Source organism: Pseudoalteromonas sp. SG43-7, from assembly GCF_014164295.1.
Classification (GTDB): domain Bacteria; phylum Pseudomonadota; class Gammaproteobacteria; order Enterobacterales; family Alteromonadaceae; genus Pseudoalteromonas; species Pseudoalteromonas rhizosphaerae.
In genome coordinates, this window is sequence record NZ_JACJEY010000003.1 from 60,138 (window position 1) to 86,231 (window position 26,094).

24 protein-coding genes are annotated in these 26,094 nt (G+C 42.1%); 20 read left to right on the plus strand and 4 right to left on the minus strand.

The features are described from left to right. Window positions 1-2,861 (minus strand): ribonuclease E (rne, locus tag H5200_RS01885; RefSeq protein ID WP_259399159.1); only part of this gene is annotated, 2,861 nt, incomplete at its 3' end. A 625-nt stretch (window positions 2,862-3,486) separates the two neighbouring features. Between rne and rluC the strand changes: the two genes are divergently transcribed. Beyond that, window positions 3,487-4,446: a 23S rRNA pseudouridine(955/2504/2580) synthase RluC gene (rluC, locus tag H5200_RS01890; protein ID WP_145233581.1), complete on the plus strand. Its 960-nt coding sequence runs from the start codon at window positions 3,487-3,489 to the stop codon at window positions 4,444-4,446. Then, window positions 4,443-5,087: an HAD-IA family hydrolase gene (locus tag H5200_RS01895; RefSeq protein ID WP_182718733.1), complete on the plus strand. Its 645-nt coding sequence runs from the start codon at window positions 4,443-4,445 to the stop codon at window positions 5,085-5,087. Before rluC ends, H5200_RS01895 begins: the two co-directional genes overlap by 4 nt. Before the next feature lie 18 nt (window positions 5,088-5,105). Here H5200_RS01895 and H5200_RS01900 read toward each other — a convergent pair whose 3' ends face one another. Beyond that, window positions 5,106-5,699 carry a nucleoside triphosphate pyrophosphatase gene (locus H5200_RS01900; RefSeq protein WP_145233583.1) on the minus strand — a complete coding sequence of 198 codons (594 nt, stop codon included), beginning with the start codon at window positions 5,697-5,699 and terminating at the stop codon, window positions 5,106-5,108. Window positions 5,700-5,841: 142 nt separating this feature from the next. Between H5200_RS01900 and yceD the strand changes: the two genes are divergently transcribed. The 14 genes from yceD to H5200_RS01970 all read left to right on the plus strand — a co-directional run bounded on the left by yceD (window position 5,842) and on the right by H5200_RS01970 (window position 17,641). Then, window positions 5,842-6,366, plus strand: coding sequence for a 23S rRNA accumulation protein YceD (gene yceD / locus H5200_RS01905; RefSeq protein ID WP_145233584.1), 525 nt, complete (start codon window positions 5,842-5,844; stop codon window positions 6,364-6,366). A gap of 9 nt (window positions 6,367-6,375) precedes the next feature. Further along, window positions 6,376-6,546 carry a 50S ribosomal protein L32 gene (gene rpmF, locus H5200_RS01910; protein WP_002962381.1) on the plus strand — a complete coding sequence of 57 codons (171 nt, stop codon included), beginning with the start codon at window positions 6,376-6,378 and terminating at the stop codon, window positions 6,544-6,546. Between the two features lie 12 nt (window positions 6,547-6,558). Next, the gene (gene plsX, locus H5200_RS01915) at window positions 6,559-7,602 is read left to right on the plus strand and encodes a phosphate acyltransferase PlsX (protein WP_145233585.1); all 1,044 of its coding nucleotides are present in this window, start codon (window positions 6,559-6,561) and stop codon (window positions 7,600-7,602) included. Between the two features lie 59 nt (window positions 7,603-7,661). After that, window positions 7,662-8,588 carry an ACP S-malonyltransferase gene (fabD, locus tag H5200_RS01920; protein ID WP_145233586.1) on the plus strand — a complete coding sequence of 309 codons (927 nt, stop codon included), beginning with the start codon at window positions 7,662-7,664 and terminating at the stop codon, window positions 8,586-8,588. A gap of 12 nt (window positions 8,589-8,600) precedes the next feature. Beyond that, entirely contained in the window at window positions 8,601-9,347 is a 747-nt protein-coding gene (fabG, locus tag H5200_RS01925; protein WP_145233587.1) for a 3-oxoacyl-ACP reductase FabG, read from the plus strand. Window positions 9,348-9,587: 240 nt separating this feature from the next. Then, a complete protein-coding gene (gene acpP / locus H5200_RS01930) occupies window positions 9,588-9,824 on the plus strand; it encodes an acyl carrier protein (protein ID WP_016707440.1) in 237 nt (78 codons plus the stop codon). Window positions 9,825-9,942: 118 nt separating this feature from the next. Further along, entirely contained in the window at window positions 9,943-11,181 is a 1,239-nt protein-coding gene (fabF, locus tag H5200_RS01935) for a beta-ketoacyl-ACP synthase II (RefSeq protein WP_149982366.1), read from the plus strand. Window positions 11,182-11,235: 54 nt separating this feature from the next. Beyond that, window positions 11,236-12,078 (plus strand): aminodeoxychorismate lyase, encoded by an 843-nt coding sequence (gene pabC / locus H5200_RS01940; RefSeq protein WP_259398777.1) that lies wholly within the window; start codon window positions 11,236-11,238, stop codon window positions 12,076-12,078. Then, a complete protein-coding gene (mltG, locus tag H5200_RS01945) occupies window positions 12,072-13,073 on the plus strand; it encodes an endolytic transglycosylase MltG (protein WP_182760809.1) in 1,002 nt (333 codons plus the stop codon). The genes pabC and mltG overlap by 7 nt, the downstream gene beginning before the upstream one ends. 54 nt (window positions 13,074-13,127) lie before the next feature. After that, window positions 13,128-13,757, plus strand: coding sequence for a dTMP kinase (gene tmk, locus H5200_RS01950; RefSeq protein WP_149982364.1), 630 nt, complete (start codon window positions 13,128-13,130; stop codon window positions 13,755-13,757). Between the two features lies 1 nt (window position 13,758). Next, on the plus strand, window positions 13,759-14,655 hold the full coding sequence (locus tag H5200_RS01955) for a DNA polymerase III subunit (RefSeq protein WP_182760810.1): 897 nt from the start codon (window positions 13,759-13,761) through the stop codon (window positions 14,653-14,655). A gap of 7 nt (window positions 14,656-14,662) precedes the next feature. Next, window positions 14,663-14,989, plus strand: a complete 327-nt coding sequence (locus H5200_RS01960) for a PilZ domain-containing protein (RefSeq protein WP_145233592.1) — start codon at window positions 14,663-14,665, stop codon at window positions 14,987-14,989. 11 nt (window positions 14,990-15,000) lie between these two features. After that, window positions 15,001-15,780, plus strand: coding sequence for a TatD family hydrolase (locus H5200_RS01965; RefSeq protein WP_182739752.1), 780 nt, complete (start codon window positions 15,001-15,003; stop codon window positions 15,778-15,780). A 7-nt stretch (window positions 15,781-15,787) separates the two neighbouring features. Then, window positions 15,788-17,641 (plus strand): metallophosphatase, encoded by a 1,854-nt coding sequence (locus tag H5200_RS01970; RefSeq protein ID WP_182760811.1) that lies wholly within the window; start codon window positions 15,788-15,790, stop codon window positions 17,639-17,641. Here H5200_RS01970 and H5200_RS01975 read toward each other — a convergent pair. Both H5200_RS01975 and rsmF read right to left on the minus strand, forming a co-directional pair. Further along, complete coding sequence (locus tag H5200_RS01975) at window positions 17,638-18,462, minus strand: polysaccharide deacetylase family protein (protein ID WP_182760018.1); 825 nt, start codon at window positions 18,460-18,462, stop codon at window positions 17,638-17,640. The genes H5200_RS01970 and H5200_RS01975 overlap by 4 nt on opposite strands. Before the next feature lie 369 nt (window positions 18,463-18,831). After that, window positions 18,832-20,268: a 16S rRNA (cytosine(1407)-C(5))-methyltransferase RsmF gene (gene rsmF / locus H5200_RS01980; protein WP_182718766.1), complete on the minus strand. Its 1,437-nt coding sequence runs from the start codon at window positions 20,266-20,268 to the stop codon at window positions 18,832-18,834. A gap of 265 nt (window positions 20,269-20,533) precedes the next feature. Here rsmF and H5200_RS01985 point away from each other — a divergent pair, with 265 nt between their 5' ends. The 4 genes from H5200_RS01985 to acnD all read left to right on the plus strand — a co-directional run bounded on the left by H5200_RS01985 (window position 20,534) and on the right by acnD (window position 26,092). After that, the gene (locus H5200_RS01985) at window positions 20,534-21,238 is read left to right on the plus strand and encodes a GntR family transcriptional regulator (protein WP_145233596.1); all 705 of its coding nucleotides are present in this window, start codon (window positions 20,534-20,536) and stop codon (window positions 21,236-21,238) included. A gap of 71 nt (window positions 21,239-21,309) precedes the next feature. Next, window positions 21,310-22,188 carry a methylisocitrate lyase gene (gene prpB, locus H5200_RS01990; RefSeq protein ID WP_145233598.1) on the plus strand — a complete coding sequence of 293 codons (879 nt, stop codon included), beginning with the start codon at window positions 21,310-21,312 and terminating at the stop codon, window positions 22,186-22,188. Window positions 22,189-22,213: 25 nt separating this feature from the next. Next, a complete protein-coding gene (prpC, locus tag H5200_RS01995) occupies window positions 22,214-23,338 on the plus strand; it encodes a 2-methylcitrate synthase (protein ID WP_182760812.1) in 1,125 nt (374 codons plus the stop codon). Between the two features lie 147 nt (window positions 23,339-23,485). Continuing rightward, window positions 23,486-26,092 carry a Fe/S-dependent 2-methylisocitrate dehydratase AcnD gene (gene acnD, locus H5200_RS02000; RefSeq protein WP_182760813.1) on the plus strand — a complete coding sequence of 869 codons (2,607 nt, stop codon included), beginning with the start codon at window positions 23,486-23,488 and terminating at the stop codon, window positions 26,090-26,092. Window positions 26,093-26,094 lie beyond the last annotated feature (2 nt).

Here is a 26,094-nt window from a genome sequence, read left to right on the forward strand (position 1 = left end):
GCTTCAGCAGCAACAGGCGCTTGTTCAACCACTTCTTCAGTTGCTTCAGCAGCAACAGGCGCTTGTTCAACCACTTCTTCAGTTGCTTCAGCAGCAACAGGCGCTTGTTCAACCACTTCTTCAGTAGGTTCAGCAGCAACTGGTGCTTGTTCAACCACTTCTTCAGTAGGTTCTGCAGCAACTGGCGCTTGTTCAACCACTTCTTCAGTTGCTTCAGCAGCAACAGGCGCTTGTTCAACCACTTCTGGAGTAGGTTCTGCAGCAACGGCAGGTTTTTCTTCAACTACTTCTGCAGCTTGCTTATTTTGCTTGGCTTTTAACTCAGCTTCATATTCAGCAGCGGCTTGATCTGCAACTGGAATAAATGCTGGTGGTTGTGTACCTTGCGTTGGCGTAGCTTCTTCACCCTCAGGGCGACGACGGCGTTGCCCAGCAGCACGTAAATGACGTGGAGAACGGCGTGAACGCGTACGCGTTTGGCCTTGCTCTTCATCAGTCGATGTTACTGTCTCTTGCTCGTTTGGTGCCGTCTGTTCAGCTTTTTGCTCAGGCGCTTCAACAGCCGTTGTTTCAACAGCAGTAGCCTCAACCGGTGCTTTAACTTCTTCAGTTTGAGTTACAACTGGCTTAGCCGGCTTGTCATCAACAACAGGCGTAGCTTGTTGCTCTGCGTCATTGTTGGTTGTAGCCGGTTGTGCATTTTCATCTTGCAGGCGAACTTTTTTACGTAAGTTACGGCGCTGACGACGAACCTTAGGTTTTTGCTCCGTTGCTTCAACAACGACATCTTGGCTTGGTGCAACGTCTTTTACGTCAGCTTTTGCTTCGGTTTTTTCTGCTACTACTTTGCTGTCATCGTTACGGTTATCGTTACGCTTACGTGAGTTAGGATTGCGACGACGTTTGTTACGGTTATCGTTTCTTTCCTGTTGCTCGTTGTTTTGCGTGTTTCCAACTGCTGGCGTTTCTTCAGCTACGCTCTCTGTACGCTCGCTTTGCGGTTTAGTGCGTGAATTATTGTTACGACGACGTTGGTTATTACGACGACGTGTATCACCGTCATTGTTACGACGTGGATTATTACGAGATTCACTCGCTGTTTTTTGCTGCTGTTGCTCTTTACTTTCTGTTTGCTCAGCAGGCGTTGCAAATAAAGCCTTAAACCAATTGCTGATAGTAGTAAATAAACTTACCTGCGGCTGGGCTGCAACACTTTGTGGTGCCGCTGCTGGGGCTGCTTGAGCCTGAGCTTGTGGAGCTGGTGTTGATGGCATAACTACGCCTTTTAACACCGGCTCTTCACGTACCGCGACCGTTGGTGTTTTTGATGTTTCATACACTTCTTGTTCAGGTAATGTGATTTGCTCGTAGCTTGCTGCTTCAATTGTTTCATCTTTACGCAAACGCATTACTTCATAATGTGGTGTATCCATATGTTGATTTGGAATGATCACCACATCACAGTTGTGACGTTTTTCGATGCGATGCACGCTACGGCGTTGCTCATTTAACAGATATGAGGCAACCGCTACAGGTACTTGGGCATTAACTTGTGAGGTATTGTCTTTAATCGCTTCTTCTTCGATTAAACGCAGGATTGACAATGCAATCGACTCGTTTGAACGAATAGTACCTTGACCACTACAACGTGGGCATGGGCCTTGGCTCGCTTCACCTAATGAAGGGCGTAGGCGCTGACGCGACATTTCAAGTAAGCCAAAACGCGAAATTTTACCAATTTGTACACGGGCACGATCTGGACGAACAGCATCTTTTAAGCGATTTTCTACTTCACGTTGATGGCGCGGTGGTGTCATATCAATGAAGTCGATAACGATTAAGCCACCTAAGTCGCGTAAACGTAATTGGCGAGCAATTTCGTCTGCAGCTTCTAAGTTGGTATTAAGCGCAGTTTCTTCGATATCGCCGCCTTTAGTGGCTTTAGATGAGTTGATATCGATAGAAGTAAGTGCTTCAGTTGGGTCAATAACAATTGAACCACCAGAAGGTAAGCGTACTTCACGTTGAAACGCAGACTCAATTTGGCTTTCGATTTGATAATGAGTAAAAAGAGGCACTTCACCTTGATAAAGTTTTACACGGCTCATGAAGTCAGGGCGAAAACGCTCAATGTGCGCTTTAGCTTCTTCAAATACACGGGCTTTATCAATTAGGATCTCACCTATGTCACGGCGTAAATAATCGCGAATCGCACGGAAAATCACGTTGCTTTCTTGATGAATTAAGAACGGTGCTTTACCGCCATCAGAGGCTTGCTGAATCGCATCCCAATGAACAAGCAGCGCTTTTAAATCGTAGTTTAGTTCTTCAAACGATTTACCAACACCGGCAGTACGCACGATTAAACCCATGCCTTTAGGCAGTTCTAAACGACTTAAAGCTTCTTTAAGTTCAGTGCGTTCATCACCTTCGATGCGACGAGAAATACCGCCAGCACGAGGATTATTAGGCATTAAGACTAAGTAGCTACCTGCAACACTAATAAAAGTGGTGAGGGCTGCGCCTTTTTGGCCGCGTTCTTCTTTGTCTACTTGGACAATAACTTCTTGACCTTCTTTGATCACGTCACGAATATTCGGACGACCATGGAAAGTATAACCTTGTGGGAAGTAAGTACGGGCTATTTCTTTTAAAGGAAGGAATCCGTGACGATCAGCGCCGTAATCAACAAAGGCGGCTTCTAATGACGGTTCTATACGAGTGATTTTGCCTTTATAAATATTGGCTTTTTTTTGTTCGTGACCCGGGCTTTCGATATCTAAATCATACAGGCGCTGGCCATCAACCAGTGCTACGCGCATTTCTTCTTGCTGCGTCGCATTGATTAGCATACGTTTCATATTGTTACTCTACTGTGTTATGTCTCTGACATGACGAAACTTTTCGCCTGTTCAGTTGCTCCCATCGCTTCTTTTTGTACAATCTCACGACTGGGTCTGTGGGGGAGCTTGGTACTGTATCCGTACTCTAAGTATCTTTATGGTGCTGGCTGACAATAACGTGTTGTCACGTTATTAAATTCTATTATGGTGCCAAAACTATCGGCTGTTTTTTTACAGTGACGTATTCGAGTTCTGTCCAGAGTCGACCATTAATTAAATTAACTTGTACGGTTACAACACATCTGCTGAACGGCGTATTGTACGCCGTCACGATCAGACAAATTATCTGTTCAAATTGCTTTTTTCATCAACATTAAATAACACTTCATGCTCAAACTTAACTGGCGATATATTACACGCATCGGAGTTAATTGAAGGCACGTGTAAACTGGGTATGTATAAAAGCTTTGGAAAACTTATCTCGGATCTGTATGATCAATTACCCAGAATGTGCATCACGAATGTTTTAATGTGTTAAAAAGCACCGTTGTTATTTGCAAATATATATTTGCGACGGTGATTATCCCATTATTATAACTGTGTTAGCAACTAAAATTATTTTACTTAAATCAGTGATTAGGCAATGTCAGAAAAAACCGGCTTACAAGTATCTTTCGTCACGATTACCGAAGACCATTTAGGTCAACGGATTGATAACTTTCTTATTACTCATTTAAAAGGGGTGCCTAAAAGCGCTGTGTATCGAATTCTTCGCAAAGGGGAAGTGCGGGTTAATAAAAAACGCATCAAACCTGTGTATAAATTACAACTCGATGACATCGTTCGTATTCCACCAATACAAATAGCTGAACGTGAAGAGTTTGTGCCTAAAAACCTTGATGTAGTAACCAAACTTGAAGAGGCTATTTTATTTGAAGATAAATACCTTATCGTCATTAACAAACCATCAGGCATGGCTGTGCATGGCGGCAGTGGGCTCAGTTATGGTTTAATTGAAGCATTGCGCGTATTGCGCCCAGATGAGCGCAGTTTAGAGCTTGTACATCGTTTAGACCGTGATACATCAGGCTGTTTGTTAATCTCGAAACGTCGTTCAGTGTTGACCAGCTTGCATGAACAGTTACGTGAAAAAACCATGGAAAAGAATTACTGGGCATTGGTTGATGGGCAATGGGATTCTAAAACTAAAAATGTCACCGAAGGGCTGCGTAAAAACACCCTACAATCAGGTGAACGAGTAGTACGTGTGGATAACGTTGAAGGTAAACCTTCACATACTCGTTTTAAAGTACTGGAGCGCTTTGCTGAATGTTCGTTAGTGCAGGCATCACCAGTAACAGGTCGTACTCACCAAATTCGTGTGCATACACAATGTAAAGGTCATGCAATTGCTTGTGATGATAAGTATGGCAACCAAGCATTTGATGCGGCGATGCGTAAAGTGGGATTAGGGCGATTATTTTTACATGCGCACGATTTGAGTTTTTATCATCCAAAAAATGAAACTACTATGCGAGTAGAAGCGCCGCTTGATAAAGCGCTGGCTAATTGTATTAAAACGTTACGTGCCGCAAAACCGTGAAACCCTATAAATTAGTTATATTTGATTGGGATGGCACGGTGATGGATTCAGTGGCTAAAATAGTTAACTGCATGCATCAATCTGCGAGAGTCTGTGGTGTAGTTTGCCCCAGTGACGAGGCGGTTAAAAATATCATTGGTTTATCACTTGAGCAGGCCGTGACGGTGTTATTTCCTCAGCAGAGCCATTTACACGCTGATTTAATCGCCGGTTATAAGCATCAGTATAAACATCTTGATAACACGCCTACACCCTTATTTGCTGATGTAGAACAGACTTTAGCGGCATTAAAAAACCGTGGCGTATTATTAGCTGTTGCTACCGGCAAAAGCCGAGTCGGCCTTGAACGCTTGCTGGATGAAACACAGTTACGGGATTACTTTGTAGCGACCCGCACCAGTGATGATGCATTGTCAAAACCAGCTCCTGATATGTTGTTGCAACTGCTCGATGAACTCAATATTAGCCATGATGATGCGCTGATGATTGGCGACACCAAAATAGATATGGCGATGGCAAAAGCGGCCAATATTGACCGTTTAGGTGTAACTATGGGGGTGCATAACGCCCAGCAGCTAAACGAGTTTACACCGATTGCGACAGTTGATTCGTATCAGCAACTAGCTGCGCGTTTAGTTTAAGTCGTAGTGAATAAATAGTTAGTCTTGATTACTTAACACATCCAGATCAAACTCAGTCAATAATTGGCTGAGTTTGATAAGTGGTAAACCAATCAAGCTATTAGGGTCATCACCGCTAAGCTTTTCAAATAAACAAATACCTAAGCCTTCGCTTTTAAAGCTGCCTGCACAATTGTAGGGTTGCTCTGCGTCGCAGTAAGCAGATATTTGTGCTTGTGTCAGTGTTCTAAATGTAACATTAAAGGGTTCAACTAGGGTTTTTGTTTTATTGCTTTGAATATCATAAACACATAAGCCCGTTAGAAATGTGACTGTATTACCGCTAAATAAACTCAGTTGTTTAATGGCATTTTCTTTGTTGTGTGGTTTACCTAAGATTTGTTGCTCAAATACGGCAACTTGATCAGAGCCAATTACTAAGCCTTGTTTAAAAAGGGCAGTGGCTGCGCGTGCTTTGAGTTCACTTAAGCGTTTTACAAGTTCAACAGGGGCTTCATTGGGTAGTGCTGATTCGTCAATATCAGGTGAAAAACTGTCGAACGGCAGATTAAACTTTTGCAATAAAGACTGACGAAAGGGTGAACTTGAGGCTAAAATAAGCGGGTGCTGCATGGATTGTTTTCCTAATGAAAATTAGATTGAGTTAGGATAAATCAGATCCGTTGGCAAAACAAAGAAATGAATCGCGAAAAACCAGCTAAAATTGGTTTTTTACTTTGACTAACCAAGTAACTATCTATATGATGCAGCCCCTATGCAAAAGGTGAAAATTCCCATCACTCTTCATCCAGGCAAGGCAGCGCAACACCGTTTAAAGTATGACGGCATTGTACCGCTTGAAAAACTTACCCGTTTACGGGAAGTTGTGCAGGAAGAAGTAGGTGAAATAGCGGTAAAAATTCATTGCAAAAACGATGATCAAGGTTTCGCTGTGATTAGAGGCAATTTGTCCACACATGTTACTGTCACTTGTCAACGTTGTAATGGTGATTTAGGGTTGGATTTGGTTCAAGACTTTGTTTATTCACCAGTCGGTGAGGATACAGAGTTAGAGATTTTTCCAGAAGACTACGATGAAGTAGCGCTTGATGAAAATGGTGAAGTTAACGTTTTTGATTTAATCGAAGACGAACTAATTTTAGCCGTGCCATTAGTTGCTACCCACAACGAAGCTTCATGCAGTTATTCAGCAAAGCCTGCCAGCTTTGGTGTTTTAAAAGCGGAAGATGATAAACCAAATCCATTTGATATTTTGAAACAACTTAAGAAAGATTCTTAGGAGAAGACTATGGCTGTACAAAAAAGCAAAAAGTCTCGTGCAAGACGCGGCATGCGCCGTTCACACGATGCGATCAGTGGTCCAACTTTAACTGTAGACCAAACATCTGGTGAGACTCATCGTCGTCACCATGTGACTGCAGATGGTTACTACAAAGGCGTTCAAGTAATTTCTAAATAAGAGATTGCTTTTATGCTGACCAATCTAACAATTGCGTTAGATATGATGGGGGGCGATTATGGCCCCCGTTCATCTATCCCCGCAGCCGTTAACGCGGTAAATGCAAATGCCAATCTAAGATTGATCTTATGTGGCAACGAACAAGTAATATCTAAAGAACTTGAGTCTCTCGATTCTCTATCTCATCCTCGTTTAATAATTCGTCATTGTAGTCAAGTAGTCACCAATAGCTGTGAACCGTCTTCTGCTGTGCGATCTAAAAAAGATTCCTCAATGCGCGTTGCCCTTGATTTAGTTAAATCAGGTGAGGCACAAGCGTGCGTTAGTGCCGGAAATACCGGTGCATTATTATTTATGGCTCACTATGTGCTGAAAATGTTGCCAGGCGTAAAACGTCCTGCATTGATCTCGGCTGTGCCAACTGAGCGAAAAAATCCGGTTTACTTACTTGATTTAGGTGCGAACGTGCATTGTGATGCACAAACCTTATATCAATTTGGCATTATGGGTTCGGTTGTCGCAGGGCAAGCACTGGGCTGTGATAGTCCAAAAGTGAGTTTATTAAATATTGGCTCCGAAGACATTAAGGGCCATGAAGATATCAAACAAGCTGCACAACTGATGCAACAATGTAGCTACCTTAATTATACTGGTTACAGCGAAGGTAGTGATATTTTTACTGGTAAATCAGATGTGATCGTCTGTGAAGGTTTTGTGGGCAATGTGGCTTTGAAAACCTGTGAAGGGATTGCCAAGCTGATTATGTTTAAGCTTACCAAAGCACTGCAAAAGCACTTTTTCTATAAATGTTTAGCATTTATGTTACAGCCAGTAATAAAAAAACTCTATAAACGGGTGAACCCCGACCAGTATAACGGCGCTTCTCTGGTAGGATTGCGCGGTATTGTCGTAAAAAGCCATGGAAATGCCTCAGCTAAAGCATTTCATGCTGCTATCGACGAAGCTGCTAGAGAGGTGGAACGTCAACTTCCTGAAAAAATTGCAGCTATCTTCGAGCAAACACATTCAACTAAAAAAGTCGCAACTGACGATTAATTACTATGTCAGGTGTGTACTTAAACATTTATTTATTTGTTTAATTAAAAGAGCAAAGTATGGCACAAAAAATTGCACTTGTTTTTCCGGGTCAAGGCTCACAATCTGTGGGTATGTTAAGTGAACTATTAGAGCAATCTGATATTGTTAAAGCGACGTTTGCGCAAGCATCAGCGGCACTTGGTTATGATTTGGCTGCATTAGTACTTAATGGTCCAGAACAAGAATTAAATCAAACCCATCGTACGCAACCGGCATTATTAACAGCATCAGTGGCAATTTACCGCCAATGGCTTGCTGCAAATCCAGATGCAGACGTAACGATGGCAGGTCACAGTTTAGGTGAATACTCAGCGCTGGTATGTGCTGATGTGTTGAGCTTAGGCGAAGCTGTAAAATTGGTTGAAAACCGTGGTTTATATATGCAAGAAGCTGTGCCAGCAGGCGTGGGTTCAATGGCTGCGATCATTGGTTTAGGTGATGACGAAATTAAAGCCGCGTGCTTGGCATCAGCACAAGGTGAAGTGGTTGCACCAGTAAACTATAACTCACCGGGTCAAGTTGTGATTGCAGGTCATAAAGCCGCAGTAGACAGAGCATCAGAAGCGTGTAAAGAAGCTGGTGCAAAACGTGCGTTGCCTTTATCGGTAAGCGTACCTTCACATTGTGAACTAATGAAACCAGCGGCAGAAAAATTAGCAAAAGATTTAGCTGCTTTAACATTTAATACACCTAAGTGTGATGTAATTAATAATGTTGATGTAACAGCTGCAAGTTCAGCGGACGCTATTAAAGATGCATTAGTGCGTCAACTATACAGTCCAGTACGATGGACAGAAACAGTACAAGCATTGGTAGCGCAGGGCATTACCCAAAGCTACGAGTTTGGCCCTGGGAAGGTGTTAACGGGTCTTGCTAAACGCATTGATAAAGCAATGGTATGTGGTTCGGTGAATAGCCAAACTGCCATTGACGAAGCAAAATAAGAGTAGGAAAAAATGGCAAATTTATTTTCGTTAGAGGGCAAAGTTGTCCTAATTACAGGCGCTAGTCGCGGTATTGGTAAAGCAATCGCCACTACATTGGTAGCACAAGGTGCTAAAGTTGCCGGTACTGCAACCAGCGAGTCTGGTGCTGCAAATATCAGCGAATACTTAGGCGAGAATGGTAAAGGTTATGCGTTAAACGTAACTGATCCTGCATCGATCGAGGCAACACTTGCTGCGATAAAAGCAGATTTAGGCGATATCGACGTATTAGTAAATAATGCTGGTATTACCCGCGATAACTTACTTATGCGTATGAAAGATGCAGAGTGGGACGATATCATTGATACTAACTTGAGCTCAGTTTTTCGTTTATCTAAAGCAGTGTTACGCCCGATGATGAAAAAGAAAAACGGTCGAATTATCAATATAGGTTCAGTTGTTGGTACAATGGGTAATGCAGGGCAAGCTAACTACGCAGCAGCTAAAGCGGGTGTAATTGGTTTTTCTAAGTCGTTAGCGCGTGAAGTTGCTTCTCGTGGTATTACAGTCAACGTAGTTGCTCCTGGTTTTATTCAAACAGATATGACCGACAGCTTAACTGACGAGCAAAAAGCAGCTACGCTTGCTAATGTTCCTGCTGGGCGTTTAGGCCAACCGGATGAAATTGCCGCCGCAGTATGTTACTTAGCATCTGATGCAGCAGCGTATGTTTCAGGCGAAACTTTGCACGTAAATGGTGCGATGTACATGGTGTAAGGAACTTTGTTCCTATTTTGTTTTGAGGCGGCTTGTCGAAAAATGTTGAATTTTTTGTTAACTTGCTTTAAACATACTTGAATTCGTGCTGAAAATAAGCGATAAAAGACACAAATAACCGTCAAGAGGTTTGACCAGATAAAAAATTATCAGCAAATCCTTGAATCACAGAATTATGCGCCGTAAACTACGCCGCAATCTGAAAATAACGCATTGGCGTTTTTAATAAAGGAAAGAAGAATGAGCGACATCCAAGAACGCGTAAAGAAAATCATCATTGAGCAACTAGGTGTTAAAGAAGAAGAAGTAAAGCATGAAGCTTCTTTCGTTGATGACTTAGGCGCAGATTCACTTGATACTGTTGAATTAGTAATGGCTCTTGAAGAAGAGTTCGATACTGAGATCCCAGATGAAGAAGCTGAAAAGATCACTACAGTACAAGCTGCAATCGATTACGTAACGGCTCACGCTGAGTAATCAATCGCATATTAAGGGCAGCGTTCGCTGCCCTTAATCTATCTATACCCTGTATTTCCACGCATTTGGGTATTAATACCCACCAGAAAAATAATAATTCCCTTATTGGAGGCAAACCGTGGCTAAACGTCGAGTCGTCGTAACTGGCTTAGGAATGTTGACGCCGCTAGGTAATGATGTTGAATCAACCTGGCAAGGCTTGTTAAATGGCAAAAGTGGTATCCAAACTATCACTCATTTTGATACATCTAGTTTTGGCACCAAGTTCGCTGGTTTGCTGAATGATTTTGATGCGTCAGCCTATATGCCGGCAAAAGATGCTAAAAAAATGGATTTGTTCATCCAGTATGGCATTGCAGCAGGTGTACAAGCACTACAAGATTCTGGCCTTGAGATCACAGAGCAAAACGCAGCCCGCGTTGGTGTTGCTGTGGGTTCGGGCATTGGTGGTTTAACACTTATTGAAGAAAACCACATAAAGTTATTAAACAGTGGCCCACGTAAGCTTTCTCCTTTTTACGTGCCGTCGACCATTATCAATATGATCTCTGGTCATTTATCGATTATGCACGGTCTACGTGGTCCAAATATCTCTATCGTGACAGCCTGTACAACAGGTTTACACAACATTGGTCACGCTGCGCGCATGATTGCTTATGGCGATGCTGATGCGATGGTTGCCGGTGGTGCAGAGAAAGCCTCAACGCCAATTGGTATGGGTGGTTTTAACGCTGCACGTGCGTTATCAACCCGAAACGACGATCCGCAAGCTGCATCACGTCCATGGGACAAAGACCGTGATGGCTTTGTACTTGCTGATGGTGCAGGTGTTATCGTACTTGAAGAATACGAGCATGCGAAAGCCCGAGGTGCAAAAATCTACTCTGAGTTGGTTGGTTTTGGTATGAGCGGCGACGCTTATCACATGACGTCGCCACCGGAAGATGGTGCCGGTGCAGCCTTGGCAATGGAAAATGCTTTAAACGATGCGCAAATCAATGCAGATCAAGTGGGTTATATTAATGCTCACGGTACATCGACTAACGCTGGCGATAAAGCAGAAACCTCTGCGGTTAAGTCAATTTTTGGTAATGCTGCCAAAGATGTGATGGTGAGTTCATCAAAATCTATGATGGGTCATTTACTCGGTGCAGCAGGCTCTGTTGAATCAATTATCACTATTTTGTCGTTACAAGATCAAAAAGTAACACCAACAATTAATCTTGATAACCCTGATGAAGGCTGTGATCTGGACTACGTTCCACACACGGCTCGTGATGCGAAACTTGATTACGCATTATGTAACTCATTTGGTTTTGGTGGTACTAATGGCTCGTTGGTATTTAAAAAGGTATAATCTTTTTTAACAACGAGACAAAATAAGAGCCCAGTTGTTACTGGGCTTTTTTATATGCAAAATATGCCTAAACAAAAAACTCACATAGCGCAAACAATAAAATTAGTCACGCCACAGCAAGGCGTTAGCATAAGTAGCAATGATCGCGGCTTTAATTATGGCGATGGCTTTTTTACAACTGCAAAAATAGTTGATGCTCAAGTAGAGCATTGGCCACTTCACAGGGCACGATTAGTTGAATGCGCGCAGCGACTTAGTTTTGGTGAGCTGGATTTATCGGCACTGCAGCAAGCAATCGCTGAGTATATTAAGACGGTTTCGCTGGGCGTGTTAAAAATAGTGGTTACACGTGGTGAAGGAGGGCGTGGTTATGGCCTTCCTGAACAAAGCAATTTATTGATTGTACTGTCGCTATTACCGTTTCCTTCACACTACGCTCAATTAGCACAACAAGGTATTAAACTCGCTATTAGCCCTGTGCAACTTGCATCGCAACCATTGCTTGCTGGTTTGAAAACGTTAAATCGTTTAGAGCAAGTAATGATCAAACGCGCCATGCAAGGGCAAGATTGTGATGATGTACTGGTGTGTGATTATCACAATAATGTGATTGAAACCTCTGCGGCAAATATTTTTGCTATTAAAAATGGTCGAGTTTTTAGTCCAAGTTTGCAAAACTGTGGCATTCAAGGGGTTTATCTGCAATCACTGTGTGATAAGTTAACCATTGAATTTACTGATATTAAGCTAGAACAATTGCTGCAAATGGAGGCAGTATTTAGTTGTAATAGCTTAATGGGAATTGTGCCTGTTACAGCGATTGATGGTATGCAATTTGAGTTAGCAAATAGTTTAGTATTATTGCATGGTTTATTTACCAAGGAGTCTGCGTGTTAAGAGTGATTATATCGATTGTGTTGCTAGCATTATTGGTAACTGGAGTTGGTTATCAACAGTTGCAAGCTACTATTAACAGTAGTTTAAAAGCGCCAGCGAATACGTTGTTTGAAGTTAAAAAAGGCACGGGGTTTAATCAACTCTGCCAACAGTGGCAAGCAAAAAAATGGTTAGATGGGTGCTTACGTTATCAGATACTCGCGAAACTCGATCCGACACTGACGGATTTAAAAGCTGGTTTATATCAACTTAATAACGCCACGGTGCTTGATAACATTCGGCAAATCAATCAAGGTAAACAAGTAAGCTTTAGTTTTACAATTATTGAAGGTCAGTCACTTCGTGACGTGTTAGCGGCAATAAGTAAAGCCCAGTACCTTCGTCAAGATTTAAGTCTTGGTGAGTTATCTCAGCAAATAGTCGGCTCTGATCAGCATTTAGAAGGGTGGTTATTTCCTGATACCTATTATTATCATGCTAATGATACGACAAGCTCAGTGCTCAAACGAGCGCATAAAATAATGCAAAATGTACTTGATGAGGCTTGGCAAAACAGGGCTGCTGATTTACCGTTTAAAACGGCCTACGAAGCATTGATTATGGCCTCAATTATTGAAAAAGAAACAGGCCTTGCCAGCGAACGGCCATTAATAGCCTCTGTATTTACTAATCGACTAAATACAAAAATGCGCTTGCAAACTGATCCAACCGTGATTTATGGCATTGGTGCTGACTTTGATGGTGATATAAAACGTAAAGATTTAACTAATCATACTCCGTATAATACATATAAAATTAATGGCTTACCGCCTACGCCGATTGCTATGCCGTCAAAAGCGGCAATACTTGCAGCAGTCAATCCACCTGAGTCTGAGTACCTTTATTTTGTTGCCAAAGGCGATGGTAGCCATCAATTTTCTAAAACCTTAAAAGAACATAACAAAGCAGTACAAGATTACTTACGTTATCAAAAACAGTTAAGCAAATCAGAGTAAAAAATATAAAACGAGAAAGCCGATTAATGCTTTTTCAAACTAAAAAGAGAGATCATGACAGCAGCAAAATTTATTGTGATTGAAGGCTTAGAAGGGGCCGGTAAATCGACAGCTATAGCAATTTGCCAACAGTTTTTAGAGCAGCACAAAGTGGATTTTATTAATGTACGCGAGCCCGGCGGCACACCCATCGCTGAAGCACTGCGCACTATTGTAAAAGATAACCATGTCGAACAGATTGCCAGCGAAACAGAATTACTGCTGATGTATGCAGCCCGTTCGCAACTGCTACATAATGTTATTCGTCCAGCACTTGCTAAAGGACAATGGGTATTAGGCGATCGTCACGATCTATCATCGCAGGCTTACCAAGGCGGCGGACGTGAAATTGCCGCTACTACGTTAGATTCTCTCGCCAATATTGTATTAAAAGGTTTAAAACCAGATCTGACCATTTATTTGGACATTGAACCTGCGGTGGGCCTTGCCCGTGCGAAAGGACGCGGTGAACTGGATCGTATAGAACAACAAGCATTGAGTTTTTTTGAACGTACCCGCGCACGCTATTTAGAACTCGCAAATAGTGATGACACTATTAAAACAGTTAATGCAGGTCAAAGTATGCAATTAGTACATCAAGATATTATTACCGTGCTTGAACAATTTATGAAAAGTAACAATTAACATGATTTATCCTTGGCTTAGCAATGTTGAGCAGCAATTAGCAGCCAGTTTTAATGCTGGGCGTTTTCACCATGGACAATTATTTAATGGTCAACAAGGTGTTGGTAAGCGCGCCTTAGTGGAGCAGCTGGCTAATGCATTATTGTGCTTGTCTGCAACTAACTTAGTCCCTTGTGGGCATTGTAAGAGCTGCCATTTAAATCAAGCGGTTACTCATCCTGACAAATATGTAGCGCAAGCTGATGGACAAAGCATTGGTGTGGATGATATTCGCAGTGTCAGCGATTTCATGCATCAATCAGCGGCGCAAAATGCCAATAAAGTGGTGGTGATCAATGATTGCCATAAAATGACCACAGCGGCGGCCAATGCCTTACTTAAAACGTTAGAAGAGCCCAGCCCACAGCGATTTTTGTTACTAACAACGAGTGCGACAACGCAATTACCGGCCACTATTTTAAGTCGCTGCGCGCTTACACAAGTAAAAGTGAATGACGCCAATGTTGCTATGAATTGGATTTCCCAACTGCACGTTCCTGCATATCCATGGTTAAAAATGTTTACCCAGCAGCCATTATTGATTGCCCGTTGGCAACAAGATGAGCAGCTGGAGGTCATCGATGAATTGTATAAGTTTGCAACTGAGCTAAAACAAGGCCATAATTTCAGTGCGTTAGTTGATATTATCAGTAAAGATACAGAGCGTGTTCGCATCTTTTGTTTATTTTTAAGCGAACAATTAAAACAACAACTCATTGCTGGAATGGATTTTGATTCATATCAGAGTGCGCAAAATGCATTGGCCGAATTTGTGCAAAACAGTACACAGATATTAGGATTGAACTTGCCGTTGGCAGTGTCTCGTTTAGCGTATCGTTTACGTAAAAGCTATAAGTAGGATTATTGTGCAAGAATTATTAGTCGATTTAGATGATCTAGATGAATTATACCGCTGCTATATGCCGTATTTAAAAAATGGTGGACTATTTGTGCGCACTAATATGCGTTATGAGATGGGTCATTCATTGGCATTAAAAGTGACATTACCGGATGCGCTTGAAGATGATGTAATAACCGGAAAAGTTACATGGATCACGCCACAAGGCGCGCAAAGTTCTAATCCACCGGGCATTGGTATTAGTTTTATCGATGATAAAACTAACCTAAATGTGAAGATCGAAAAACTACTAGGGACTATGTTAAACTCTGGTAATCCAACTTATACCATGTAGTAAGCAGTAACATGATTGTAGATTCTCATTGCCATTTAGACCGACTCGATTTTGATAAACTCGATTTAAACTTAGACCAAGTACTTGATAGTGCACGGGCTAAACAAGTTGAACACTTTTTATGTGTGAGTGTCACACTTGATCAATTCCCTAGTATGCTAGAAAAAATTCAAGGCTATAGTGATGTCTCTGCCTCGTGTGGTGTTCACCCGCTTGATCAAAAAGACGCACTTGATAAACAACGCTTAATTGATTTAGCAAGCCACGATAAAGTAGTAGCAATTGGCGAAACAGGGCTTGATTACTATTATTCGAAAGACACCCATGCCGTGCAACAAGCAAGTTTTGTGGGTCATATTGAAGTGGCGAACGAGTTACAAAAACCACTTATAATTCATACTCGCGATGCGCGCGACGACACCATAAACTTAATGCGTGAACATAACGCACAAAAGTGTGGTGGTGTATTGCATTGCTTTACTGAAGATTGGGATATGGCTAAAAAAGCCATCGACTTAGGCTTTTATATTTCTATCTCTGGCATTGTGACCTTTAAAAATGCCGTAGAGCTTAAAGATGTTGTTAAACAAATCCCTCTTGATAGATTATTAATCGAAACAGACTCGCCTTATCTAGCGCCAGTACCGTATCGTGGGAAAACTAATCAGCCCGCTTATGTGCAAGATGTTGCTTATTACATTGCTGATTTAAAAGGTATTAGCTACAAAGAGCTTGCCAACGCGACTACGGAAAACTTCTACTCATTGTTCAACTTAGTGAACAAAGGTTAATTAGCATATGAGCACAGCATCACTTCCTCTATTAATAATGGGGCCGATGGTGCGCCGAGCTGATGCTGCAGAGGTTTGCATACAGTTTGCAACGTCTGTAGCATCACAATTTAGTATTGAATTTGATGATATAGACGTTTTTAGTGAGCAACAGAGCATTGCTTTAGGTACTCATCTTTACTTGCACTTTGTGATCGTAAAACCGATTGCCGCAACATTGCCTGTTAATCAGCTGATCAGCTACCGCCTATTAAACAGCAACTCAGACGTTGATTTAAGTGATTTTTGTTATCAAGGAAAAGCCACCCCTGAATTTGTGATCCCGCAAAAACTTGAGCAGATTTTACATGGCTCATGCCGTAATCCACATCATCCTGCAAAAGATAGCTTAGTGGCTGCGAATGATTTTCAACAGCAAAATCGCAGTGTAAATAAAACCGGGGCGGATGTTTTACTGCTCTCTGGTGATCAAGTGTATGCCGATGATGTTGCTGGTGCGATGTTATTAGCAATTGAACGACTGATCAGCGTATTAGGAATATACCAAGAGCAACCACTGGCAATTGATTTACCTGCACAGTTAAGTGAACAACTGTATCAGCGCCACTTATATTTACCGACGGTCCCTTGGCAAAAACGCAATAAAATAGGGGTTGGCTATTGGCTAAAAAAAGATGAGCCACATTTTTCAAGCTTAAAAGCTGCAAATCACTTGATCTTTTTTGAAGAGTTTATAGCCCTTTATTTACTCAATTTTAGCCCGTTACTGTGGGATTTAATTGACTTTGATAGTATTAGCTATCAAGCAAGCACACCCAAATGCCAGCAAGTTTTTGATAATGAAAAAGCAGCTTTAACGGATTTTAAAAATGGCTTAGTACACGTTCAGGTGCTACTAGCAAATATTTCAACGTTAATGATGTTTGACGATCATGATGTTACCGATGATTGGAACTTGACGGCTGGTTGGGAGCAGGTTATTTACCAACATCCAGTTAGTCGCCGTATTGTTAATAATGGCTTGATCAGTTATTGGCTGATGCAAGGCTTTGGCAATGATGCAGGTCATAAAACAGCCGCTTTACTTGATGCGTTTAAGACGAGTTTTTCTGAGCAAAAACAATGGCAATTTAAAGCGTTTGATAAAACCATTCTCGAGTTTAATCATTGGCATTATGAGCTGAATACTGTGCCTAAAGTGGTCGTGCTGGATACCCGCACTCATCGTTGGCGTAATGAGCAAAACTTTAATGAGCCCTCTGGTCTACTTGATTGGGAGCGTCTCACTGAGCTCGAAGACAGTTTAGTGACTCATGAACAAGTGATCATTGTCTCACCCGCACCGGTGTTTGGCGTTAAATCAATTGAAGCTATTCAGTCATTGTTTAATATTTGCGGACAGCCATTATTAGTTGATGTTGAAAACTGGATGGCCCACGAAGGCTCAGCTAAAAAGTTACTGGATACCTTTCGCCGTGACGATACCCCTAAAGAAACGCTTATTTTATCGGGTGATGTACATTACTCATTCTGTTTTTCCGTACAGAAACGCTTTGGTAAGCACCCCAATAGAATTTGGCAACTTACTGCCAGTGGTATTAAAAATGAGTTTCCGCGTAAATTAATTAACGTGCTGGATAAGTTAGACTCGATTTTATACGCGCCGAAAAGCCCGTTAAACTTTTTTACAAAGCGTTGGCAGATGGAAGTCGATAAACATCAAACCATCGGGGAGGGGCAAAAATACTTGGTGAGTGATTCAGCTATTAGTTTGATTGAATTACAACAAGGAAAGCTGGCGCGTTATCAGTTACTCCATCCCGATAATCGCACCACAGAGTTTGATTTAAGCAATGATTAATTTAATGGTTTGCGCTGTTGTCTTACATAGTCGCTCACGTTACTTACTGTATCTAACCAATAACCGTTAGCAGGATCTTTCAGATAAACAAGCAATTGCTCTAGTACTTTTGCGTCAGTGGTATATTGATCTCCGTTACCAATTTCATGGCCCGCTAAAATCAACCAAGCATTATTTTCCCGTAATTGATCCAGCATAGTAATGATTTCATCAAAACTCATTCCGTCGATCCTAAGTCCTGTTAGCTGTGCAAAATCAGTAAAATTAGGATTATTAGCTGACTCATCTAACCAAGTTCGGCCGCTGTCAAAATGTTTAGCGATTAAAGGCACGTAGCTCTTAGTATCAATGCCCCGGCCAACAAATGTATTGCCGCACGGATAAGCAAAGGCGCGAGGGGTCACTCCTAAATGATCTTTTAGGTATTGCTGCGCTGATAAAATATCATTTTCAAGCCACTTGAGTGTAATGTGTTCAAGTGATAAGTCTTGTGCTCTTAACCATTCAAAATTCCCTGTACATACGTGGCTGCTAGTATGATTTGCAATTTCATGGCCCGATTTTACCGCGTCTTGCCACTGAGTTAGGCGCTGCTTGACGTTAAAAGGGGAAACATAAAAAGTTGCTTTGACTTGGTACCTGTTCAAAATCGCAGCGCCAACATCGACTTGGCTGTGACGGGCATCATCAAACGTGATACTCACAGCATTTTGCGCTTTATGCGGGTAATTAAAACCAAGGTATTTTTGCGACTCAGGATTGGCAATAACAGAGAATGACAGTACTGAAATAGTCATGATCAATGAAGATATTTTTAACATGGTAGTCCTTACACTTTCTTAGTCTATATATAGAAACAAGTTATGTGTAATAAAGCAATGATTACCTAAGTGACTGAATAAATTTAAAGATAATAGCTTATTTATAGACAAAAAAACGCCCAGAACGAATCCGCATTGTTCTGGGCTTAGGGGATGGCTCTAATGAGCCTGCGCTAACTTTAAAAACACCTTCTAAGTTCATTAAGGGAGAAGTAGAAAGTAATATTAAGTGTAGTTAACATATGTAAAAAACCCCAATAAATGATGATTTTTTATACTGCTTATAAAACAACTGTTTGTCTTAAAACGAAGCGCAAAGCTTAAATTTTATACATTGATTGTTGCCAACTTATCCACACCTTATTATTATCACCAGCTGATCAGTTGAGTGTTTTGTACTAAATCTCGAGGTAAGGAGTTTTTAATTTTATTTTTTTGCCATTTTCCAAGCCCTATCGGACAGCCACAAAGGGTTAAAACCACTTCGCCAAGTGCGTTGCTAGGTTCGCTTAAACGAATATCTTTACCTTGAAAGTAGTCATTGGCCTGCTCGTTACTTAGCGCAATTACATTAGCCTTACATTGGCCACCAAATACGGTGGCAAATTCGTGGTTAAGACGCACCCCATTTTTGTGGATCATGCCCAGGTGGATACCAAGTCGCGCGTATTTTATTTTGTTTTCAATGGCGGCAAACTGCTCAGGGAATAGCCACAGTTCTTTATCGCGCTGCATTAGTGAGCCGCTGAGTGATGTCAGGTCAAATTGTTTTTTTAGCTCAGTGTAAAATGCTTGGCTGGATTTTTTGTCAAACGGCTGAAAAGGGAATGCACCTTTTTTTACTTTTTGATTTGGATTATCGCAGCTAGCAAGCTTTTTAAACTTAGCAATAAAAAAGCCTTCGCTGTCGAATGTTTGCGGCCAGACATGCAAATAGCCTTCGCTGGTTGTGGCTCGCTCTGCACCTGCAAACAAATGATCTAATGGTTGTATTTCAAGATGTTCTGTAAACTCAGTGAGAAGATATTCGCACACTTGCTGATTTTCGAGCGGGGTTAAAGTACAGGTTGAATAGACTAATGTACCGCCTGGTTTTAATGCATAGAAAGCGCTTTTTATTAAGTTTTTTTGCACTTTGGCAATATCAATGTTTGACTCAATCGACCAATTCTTTAAGGCATCAGCATCTTTTCGAACCGTACCTTCGCCAGAGCATGGGGCATCGAGTAAAATACTGTCAAAGCATTCATACATATAATCGCCAAAAATAGCCCCATCAAAATGCGACAATGCACAATTGCCAACTCCCATACGCTTTAATGTTGCGCTGAGTACTTTTAAACGAGATGACGACAATTCATTGGCAACCAATACCCCGTGATTATTCATTAATGCTGCTAATTGTGAAGTTTTAGAGCCAGGAGCGGATGCCATGTCGAGCACATGAGTTGCATCAGTTAATGCGTCTTTGAGTGCTATTGGTGGCAGCATCGAACTGGCTTCTTGTACATACATAGCGCCACTTAAATGTAGATCCGTGTTACCCAGTGCCAGAGCTTGCTCTTCATGTTCACTGCGCTCTAACCAAAAACCTTCGCTACACCATGGGATTGGGCTTAATGTCCAGCCTCTATCAAGGGCATACTGCTGAAAATCCTCAACCGACATTTTAAGCGTATTGACACGTACAGATTTACGAAGCGGTCTGCGACAGGCATTGAGAAAGTCATCCAATGTTAGGTGTGCAGGTAAATAGGTCTTTACGTCATCTATAAAATGCTGGGGAATATAGGTATTGGCGTCCAAGGTCGTGCTCACAGAGAATTTTAAAGTTGTATTCTAGCATTATTAGTGGCTCAGAGCAGTGCCTTAAATAATCTTTTAAAGTATGCAAACCTGTCGACACTTGGTGCATAAATGTGTGTTTTAAGTGTTTTTAAACATTATTTATTATACTTATGTCGACAATAGCCGTTTTAAAACGCAGTTTTTACTGATTTAGGGTTGACACATTTACAGCTAAAGACCATAGTGTATCCGTAAATTGTCGACAATCTTGGAAAGGTGAATAATGACGCAAGATGCTTTTAGTGAAACACCTATTACTACCGCCTCAGATCAGGTATTTGTGGATATGCGTCGAGAAATTGTCGAAGGCAGTATTGTTCAAGGTAGCAAGATATCCGAGCCAGAACTGGCAAAGCGTTATGGTGTAAGCCGTGCAACGCTTCGTGAAGCGCTTAACCGCCTTGAAAGTTGTTATTTAGTTGAGCGTAAAGCGAATGTGGGTTGTCGTGTTGTGGCACTTACAGCTGAACGTTTAATAGAAGTATATCAAGTTCGCAGTGCGCTTGAAGGTTTAGCGTGTCGTTTAGCTGCCGACAATATGGCACCCGATGAAGTACAAAGTTTAAAGCAATTACTTAATCAGCATCTGAAAACACAACGTGTAAAAGAGGGTGAATCTTACTATCAAGAAGCCGGCGATCTGGATTTTCATTATCGCATTATTAAAGGCAGTAAAAACGACCACCTTATTCACTTATTGAGTAACGGACTTTATCAGTTAATTCGTATGTATCGTGTGCAAATGGGTATGGTTGGGCCTCGCGTATCAAAAGCGTTTGATGAGCACTTAGCCATTATTAATGCGATTGAAAACCATGATGGAGAATTAGCTGAGTTATTGATGAAGCGCCATATCAGTGCATCGCAAGCCAATATACAAACGAAGTTTAATTTACATGCCGCGCAAAATGAGCGCGCGGAGCAGTAAAAACGTCATATTAAACCATTAAAAAATATAAGTTGTCATAAAGCAACCCCGTTCAAAGTTAGGAGAATGTAATGTCAGCAGGATTAAAATTTAAACAGGCGATTGCCAATAATCATCCATTACAAGTCGTCGGCACAATCAACGCTTACACGGCGATGATGGCTGAAAAAATGGGTCATCAAGCAATTTACCTTTCAGGTGCAGGTGTCGCGAATGCTTCATTTGGTATGCCTGATTTGGGGATGACCAGTCTTGATAATGTTTTGGAAGATATTCGCCGTATCACAGGTGCCAGCGATTTACCATTACTTGTTGATGCCGATACTGGTTGGGGTGGAGCATTTAATATTGCTCGGACAGTCAAAGAGATGACCAAAGCCGGCGCGGCGGGGTTTCATATTGAAGATCAAGTAGCGCAAAAGCGGTGCGGCCATCGCCCGAACAAAGAAATTGTCTCGCAAAGCGAGATGGTTGACCGTATTAAAGCGGCTGTTGATGCTAAAACTGACAGTGACTTTTACATTATGGCGCGTACTGATGCGTTTCAAAAAGAAGGCTTAAATGCCGCGATTGAACGTGCAGCAGCCTGTGTTGAAGCTGGTGCCGATGCTATTTTTGCAGAAGCCGTACACGATCTTGCCGACTATCAAGCCTTTACCAAAGCGATTAATGTGCCTATTTTGGCCAACATTACTGAGTTTGGCCAAACGCCAATTTATACTAAAGAGCAACTAAGTGATGTAGGCGTAGAAATGGTGCTTTACCCACTCAGCGCGTTCAGAGCAATGAATAAAGCGGCACTTAACGTCTATTCAGCAATTTTAAATGAAGGGTCTCAACAGAGCCAAATTGAAAATATGCAAACACGTGCTGAGCTTTATGACTTTTTAGATTATCACTCGTATGAAAATACACTCGATAACCTTTTTTCAGCAAAATCTGATAAATAATAATAAATTCAACAGGAGACACATCATGGTAGATAAAGCATTAGGCGGCGCAGGACTTCGCGGACAAGTAGCAGGCCAAACAGCACTTTGTACAGTAGGGCAAACCGGTTCAGGCTTAACGTATTGTGGTTACGACATTGCAGAGCTTGCTGAAAAAGCGCAGTTTGAAGAAGTATCTTTCCTGCTTTCGCGCGGTGAATTACCGACCTCTGCAGAGCTTAGCGAATACAAAGCTAAACTAAAAAGTTTACGTGGTTTACCACCGGCACTGAAAACTGTACTTGAAAACATTCCAAAAGACGCGCACCCAATGGATGTTATGCGTACAGGTTGCTCTATGCTAGGTAACCTTGAAATGGAGCATGATTTTAGTCAGGCTAATGATGCCATTGACCGTATGGTTGCGGTATTCCCAAGCATTATTTGTTACTGGTATCGTTTTACTCACGACGGTGTGCGTATTGAAACACAAACTGATGATGACTCAGTTGGCGCGCATTTTTTAACGCTACTACATGATAAAGCGCCATCAGAGTTATTTGCTCAAGTGATGAATGTATCACTGATTTTATATGAAGAGCATGAATTTAATGCCTCAACCTTTACTGGTCGCGTTTGTGCATCGACATTATCTGACATTCACTCTTGTGTAACAGGTGCCATTGGTACGTTACGTGGCCCATTACATGGCGGCGCGAATGAAGCGGCAATGGATATGATTGAAGGCTTTAAAGATGCAGACCATGCAGAGCAAGAAATCATGGGCATGCTGGAGCGTAAAGATAAAATTATGGGCTTTGGTCACGCAATCTATCGCGAATCAGATCCACGTAATGTGATCATTAAAAAGTGGTCTGAAAAACTCGCTGCAGAGCTAGGTGACGAGGTACTTTATCCAGTATCAGTGCGCTGCGAAGAAATTATGTGGCGTGAGAAGAAGTTATTTTGTAACGCAGACTTTTTCCATGCATCGGCGTATCACTTTATGGGCATTCCAACTAAGTTATTCACCCCTATTTTTGTTATGAGCCGTGTAACAGGCTGGACCGCACACGTAAAAGAGCAACGCGCTAATAACCGTATTATTCGCCCAAGTGCAGATTACACTGGGCCAGAAGCGCGTAGTTATACGCCAATCGAATCACGTTAAGACTATTAAAGGTGGGCGAAAATACGCTCACCTTTTATTTTTTTGCACATTGCCACTAGCGCATAGTTTTTAAGGCCTCTTTTTTCATACATCCCTTAAACACGCTATACGTGTGCGACCACCGTCACCAAATTAGCGAGTCTTGTAATGACTATCATAAACAATACTAAATACAGAAAACCCTTACCTAACTCTAATGTCGATTATTTTGACACCCAAGCAGCAATTGATGAAATTAAGGCTGGTGCGTACGCAGCCTTACCCTATACATCACGTGTTTTAGCAGAGAATTTAGTACGCCGCTGCGAGCCGCAAATGCTAACCGCAGCTCTGTCGCAGCTTATCGAACGCAAACAAGATTCAGATTTCCCTTGGTATCCCGCGCGCGTAGTCTGTCACGATATTTTGGGACAAACAGCACTGGTTGATTTAGCTGGCTTGCGTGATGCCATTGCGGCCAAAGGCGGCGATCCAGCTAAAGTTAACCCAGTAGTACCAACACAGTTGATTGTTGATCACTCATTAGCCGTTGAATACGCTGGGTTTGATCCTGATGCTTTTGAAAAAAACCGCGCTATTGAAGATAGACGTAACGATGACCGTTTCCACTTTATTAATTGGACCAAAACTGCGTTTAAAAATATTGATGTGATCCCACCGGGTAACGGCATTATGCATCAAATCAACCTTGAGAAAATGTCGCCGGTGATCCAAAGCCGCGATGGGATTGCTTTTCCTGATACCTTAGTCGGTACTGATAGCCACACACCGCATGTTGATGCGTTAGGTGTCATTGCAGTAGGTGTTGGCGGCCTTGAAGCCGAAAGCGTGATGCTTGGCCGCGCCTCTTATATGCGTTTGCCTGATATAATTGGTGTTGAACTCAGTGGCAAACGTCAACCGGGTATTACAGCAACGGATATCGTGCTTGCGATCACTGAGTTTTTACGTGGCCAGCGTGTCGTATCAAGCTATTTAGAGTTTTATGGTGAAGGCGCAGATGCATTGACATTAGGCGATCGCGCTACTATCTCAAATATGACACCAGAATTTGGTGCCACCGCAGCGATGTTTTATATCGACCAGATGACCATTGATTACTTACGCCTAACAGGACGTGAAGAAGAGCAAATTGCCTTAGTTGAAAATTACGCAAAAACTACCGGTCTGTGGAGCGACAGCCTAAAAACAGCGCAGTACGATCGGGTATTAAAATTTGATCTATCAAGCGTTGGCCGCAATATTGCTGGACCGTCAAATCCGCATCGCCGTGTTTCAACCAGTGATTTGGCAGTGCAGGGGATCTCTGGGGTTGTTGAAAATGAAGATGGTTTAATGCCGGACGGTGCCTGTATTATTGCTGCTATCACTAGTTGTACGAATACCAGTAATCCACGTAACGTCATTGCAGCTGGTCTTATTGCGCGTAATGCAAATGCGAAGGGCTTAACTCGCAAGCCATGGGTTAAAACCTCATTAGCACCGGGTTCAAAAACAGTGCAATCGTATCTTGAAGATGCCAAATTACTGTCAGAATTAGAGCAACTTGGTTTTGGTATTGTTGGCTTTGCGTGCACTACCTGCAACGGTATGAGTGGCGCGCTTGATCCCGTTATTCAACAAGAAGTGATTGATCGCGACCTATACGCCACGGCAGTGCTCTCTGGTAATCGTAATTTTGATGGCCGTATTCACCCATACGCTAAGCAAGCATTTTTAGCGTCTCCGCCATTAGTAGTTGCCTATGCCATTGCAGGAACTATTCGTTTTGATATTGAAAAAGACGTACTCGGACAAGACCTGCAGGGCAATGACGTAACCTTAAAAGATATTTGGCCATCAGATGAAGAGATTGATGCAGTGATTAAACAAAGCGTAAAACCTGAGCAGTATAAGAAGGTTTACGAGCCGATGTTTAATTTAACCGTTGATTACGGTGAAGATAACGACCCACTTTACGATTGGCGCCCACAAAGTACTTATATTCGCCGCCCGCCATATTGGGAAGGCGCACTCGCTGGTGAGCGTACCATGAAAGGTATGCGCGCATTAGCGGTACTTGGCGATAACATCACAACTGATCATTTATCACCGTCAAATGCAATTATGGCCAGTAGTGCAGCAGGTGAGTACTTAACGCATATGGGTGTGCCAGAAGAAGACTTTAACTCGTATGCAACGCACCGCGGCGACCATTTAACTGCACAACGTGCAACCTTTGCTAATCCTAAATTACTTAATGAAATGGTGATTGAAAATGGCGAAGTGAAACAAGGCTCATATGCCCGTATTGAGCCTGAGGGCACAGTTACTCGGATGTGGGAAGCAATCGAAACCTATATGCAGCGCAAACAACCATTAATTATTGTTGCAGGAGCTGACTATGGCCAAGGTTCTTCTCGTGATTGGGCAGCCAAAGGCGTGCGTTTAGCAGGCGTTGAAGTTATTGCTGCAGAAGGTTTTGAGCGTATACACCGTACTAACTTAATTGGTATGGGGGTATTACCGCTGGAATTTAAAGCGGGCACCACCCGTAAAACGCTTAAGCTAGATGGTAGTGAAAGTTACGATGTAACTGGTGAATTAACACCAGGTGCGAGCGTTAATTTAACGATTACCCGCACTGATGGTGAAGTATTAAATGTGCCAACAAAGTGCCGTATTGATACTCAAGAAGAACTATCCATTTATGCTGCAGGTGGCGTATTACAACGCTTTGCTCAAGACTTTTTAGAAGCCACGCAAAGTGTATAAGG